The organism is Luteolibacter pohnpeiensis (assembly GCF_016595435.1).
GTDB lineage: Bacteria > Verrucomicrobiota > Verrucomicrobiia > Verrucomicrobiales > Akkermansiaceae > Luteolibacter > Luteolibacter pohnpeiensis.
This window is the reverse complement of the sequence record NZ_JAENIJ010000079.1, coordinates 1-3,358: the sequence shown is the minus strand read 5'-3', so window position 1 is coordinate 3,358 and position 3,358 is coordinate 1. Positions and strand designations below refer to the sequence as shown.

The following is a 3,358-nucleotide window of genomic DNA, read 5'->3' as shown; positions in this document are numbered from 1 at the left end:
CTTCACTCCAAACGCTTCTCGATCAACCGCGAACCGTGAGCTCCGTATGCTCACTTCCGAATCTCAATCGGAAATGAGTTCTGGCAATCAGTCTATACAAATAGTCAGCCTTTTTTTTGCCAACGATTGAATCCATTTCTGATTTTAGAGCTGACATCACTAAACTCCGCTCTTCCAAATGTTCGATCTTGTAGGATACTGCACCATCCGGATCTGTGAACTTCTTACAATGTTGTTTTGCAATTTCTGCCATCTTTCTCAATGACGAATCGATACTATTCTGCAACGCCTGCGTTTGTTCGTAGGTCAATCCGACAGTTTTGGCGGCTTCCCCTGTGAGCACAAGATCATCCCCTATCAAATCAAACAGGGGATCATTGGCATTGGAAGCATCAGATCTTTCACTTGCTGTATACTTAGAAATTACCTTCGATCCATCTTCATTGACTTGGTGATTGTTAAATCGGTTACCATTTTGATTAGATTTCACGGCGTTTCCATTTTCAAACATCTTGGAATAGCGGCCACCACTCATTAAGTCATAAATTCTAACTCCGCAAAATATACAAATAATTAAAATTGATACTTTGAGAAAAATCAATTTCACATCATCACTCATAAAACACAACTTTCAATTTTATCATCATTCTTCATAAATTACTTACAAAGTTATCATATTTCACCAATAGCACAACTCTTTACCATGTATCCCATTTCCATTAATATATATGCGGAGCAACTAAAACACAAAGTTTTTCTGGATTGATCCAAGCAGGTGCATGCTGAAGCAACTCGCCCGATGGACTACTTTTCAAAGACACCCTTAAGATTAATTGAATATATTTTACAAACTTTAGCACTTTTCGCAAATAGGACATCAAAACTGGGTCAGCGAAATATCCATTTGTTTCATCTATACATTTATTTTCCCTAACATCCAAAAATGTCGCAATAATCATAATAATCATGACTACGCGTAATAAATATTTTTTCATAAATGATAATTCGAGTATTTCAGCAAACCTGTTCCTATGTCATGAAGGGCCATCTTGCCCCAGCATGACTGAAAACCTGTCTACTTCCCTGCACTATTTTTGACCGCCATCCGCTTTACCCTTACATAGTGCGTCGGGAATATATATTAAATCTTTCATTTCGAACATTCCCTTTGATTCAGCAATTAATTTTCGGAAGGAAGGACCACCTGATTCAATTATAGCGAGGTTTAAGGATTTGACCGAATTTTTTTCGAAATCAATTGTAACACCGTCTTTAATCACATTTCCCTCATTATCATATTCCTCCATTCTATCTAAGGATACCCATAAAACTCTGCCCGACTTTATATCAGATGCATCAAATTGATCATACTTCATAGGCAAAAGATAGCGATTCTGATATTTGATCACGATATCATAATCGTATTTAAGGATGTCACGTCCATCTACCAATCGCAGCCATGCGGCACCATTAATAAAATATGCATTATCAACAAACAATTTCGGTTCCGCAGACGCCATACAACTAAGCACCATGCTCATAATTATCATAAATTTTAAATACTTCATATATTTTGACACATAATATTATCAGGATATCCGCAGATAACTAATTACCCAGCATAACCCTAAAATAACCTACACGAAAATTGTCATGACATATGACTTATGACCTGTAACTTTGTTATAAGTCTCTCTGTCATGTACCATGAAATGCAATAGCAGAAGACCGATATCTGTTCTGAGTTCCGCCATTCATCCAGCCATCGCACCTTTCTCATAGCTTCACCCTACCCAAACTGCGAGATTCAGCAAGCACGATTCTTACTAAGAGCCTGTTCCTTTGACATGTTTGCCTCTCTGTGATGCTGTCATGAGGTAATCGTCCCAACATCCGACGATCCCAATTGGCAAATCATGTTCGATGACAATTTGAAAAATAACAATTACGGCCATCGGCGCAAATCAACTAATTTCAATTCATCCCCTAATAGGCTATAACTTCCTTAACCACTAAAACTTCCGTCAGCATCATCATTCCATTGCTGTCTGGAAACTTGCAATAGTCCAAATTTGCTTCAATTTCAATTTTTGATCCATCTTTTATGGTGGTGGAAAAAGGTTCAAGTTTGCCATTTGATTGTTCCATCAGTAATAAATTACACCAAAGCTCAACAACTTTCCTGTTTGTTAAGTCTAAATGTTCAAGCGGTTTGGGGCTTTGGATAACTGTTATCTCCTCCCCATTCCTTTTAGATATCTTCAACACACCAGACCATTTTATAGAGTCGGATTTTGAGATGGCGATAACACCCGGGGAAAAATAAACGCAAGAATTAATTGAAAACGCAATTAAAGCACAATAGAATAAATATCTAGTCATTTTATTTTCCGTTAAGATGTTGGATGGCTTCTGAGCTGAAAAACATTGGGACGACATCATGATTACCCCCCCAGCCGCTCAATTTCATTTGATCTCCACCCCAATCAAATACTCGTTCGACATTTTTATAATCAGCATTAGAGTTTTTGTTGATATCCGCAAGAGGAAGAGATTTACCTTTCAGGTTATTCGACAAAATGGATCCTCTTTCATATTTTTGATTGTTAGCAACTAAAGTGAAGACGTACGGTCCTTTTTTTGTTTGATAGTAATTGACCCAATACTTCGATTTCTTATCCTTGGTGATAGGTCGAAAGAGAGTGACAGCATCCAAAGTTACCAGTGTATTAACTTTAATTGGGCACTTAATTTTATATCCACAAACAGTTACAGGCTTATCTTCGGAAGCGTCCTTGGCCTTCCATAATTCATCCGCAGTTGATTTTGCGGTCTCGGCACCCCAGCTATACCCCAATACATTAATGGTGTGCTCTCCCTCACCTAGATCAATCGAACCATTTAAATTTTCATCCATCTCCTTCAAAATTGCTTTTATGCCAGTGCAAATATTCTCATTTTGATGATATATGAATTTCTTGTCAGCTATCACAGCTTCGTGGATTTTTCCCACCCAAGTATTTCCCAACGTTAATTTATCTCTTTTGCCGGGACGTTGAGTTCCATAGTAGGTAATTTGCATTTTCAGCAAGCCTAGGTAATCCCAAAAATTTAGTCCATCATTCCCAACAAAAGCATACAGGTTGATTCCCCCATCCTCCTCGATCGGATCCCTCGATGGCCATCTGCCGGTTTGCGGGTCGTAGTAACGGTAGCCGTAGTAGAGTAGGCCGGTTTCTTCGTCCTGATACTTGGTCGAGAAGCCGATTGGCAGGTCGATGCCTTCGTGGATGATCTTGTCTCCGAATGGATCGTATTCCTGGCGTGCCACCACCTGACCGGTCGCTTTATCAGCCCA

Annotated in this window: 5 protein-coding genes; all 5 read right to left on the bottom strand. The window is 38.9% G+C overall.

Going from position 1 to position 3,358, the window contains the following annotated elements; all coding sequences use genetic code 11:
* Positions 1 to 22: 22 nt before the first annotated feature.
* Positions 23 to 619: a hypothetical protein gene (locus JIN85_RS19945; RefSeq protein ID WP_200274156.1), complete on the bottom strand. Its 597-nt coding sequence runs from the start codon at positions 617 to 619 to the stop codon at positions 23 to 25.
* 100 nt (positions 620 to 719) lie between these two features.
* Positions 720 to 995, bottom strand: coding sequence for a hypothetical protein (locus JIN85_RS19940; protein ID WP_200274154.1), 276 nt, complete (start codon positions 993 to 995; stop codon positions 720 to 722).
* A gap of 93 nt (positions 996 to 1,088) precedes the next feature.
* The gene (locus tag JIN85_RS19935) at positions 1,089 to 1,541 is read right to left on the bottom strand and encodes a hypothetical protein (RefSeq protein ID WP_200274152.1); all 453 of its coding nucleotides are present in this window, start codon (positions 1,539 to 1,541) and stop codon (positions 1,089 to 1,091) included.
* 445 nt (positions 1,542 to 1,986) lie between these two features.
* Positions 1,987 to 2,382 carry a hypothetical protein gene (locus JIN85_RS19930; RefSeq protein ID WP_200274150.1) on the bottom strand — a complete coding sequence of 132 codons (396 nt, stop codon included), beginning with the start codon at positions 2,380 to 2,382 and terminating at the stop codon, positions 1,987 to 1,989.
* Between the two features lies 1 nt (position 2,383).
* A partial coding sequence (locus tag JIN85_RS19925) for an RHS repeat domain-containing protein (RefSeq protein WP_200274148.1) occupies positions 2,384 to 3,358 on the bottom strand: 975 nt, incomplete at its 5' end.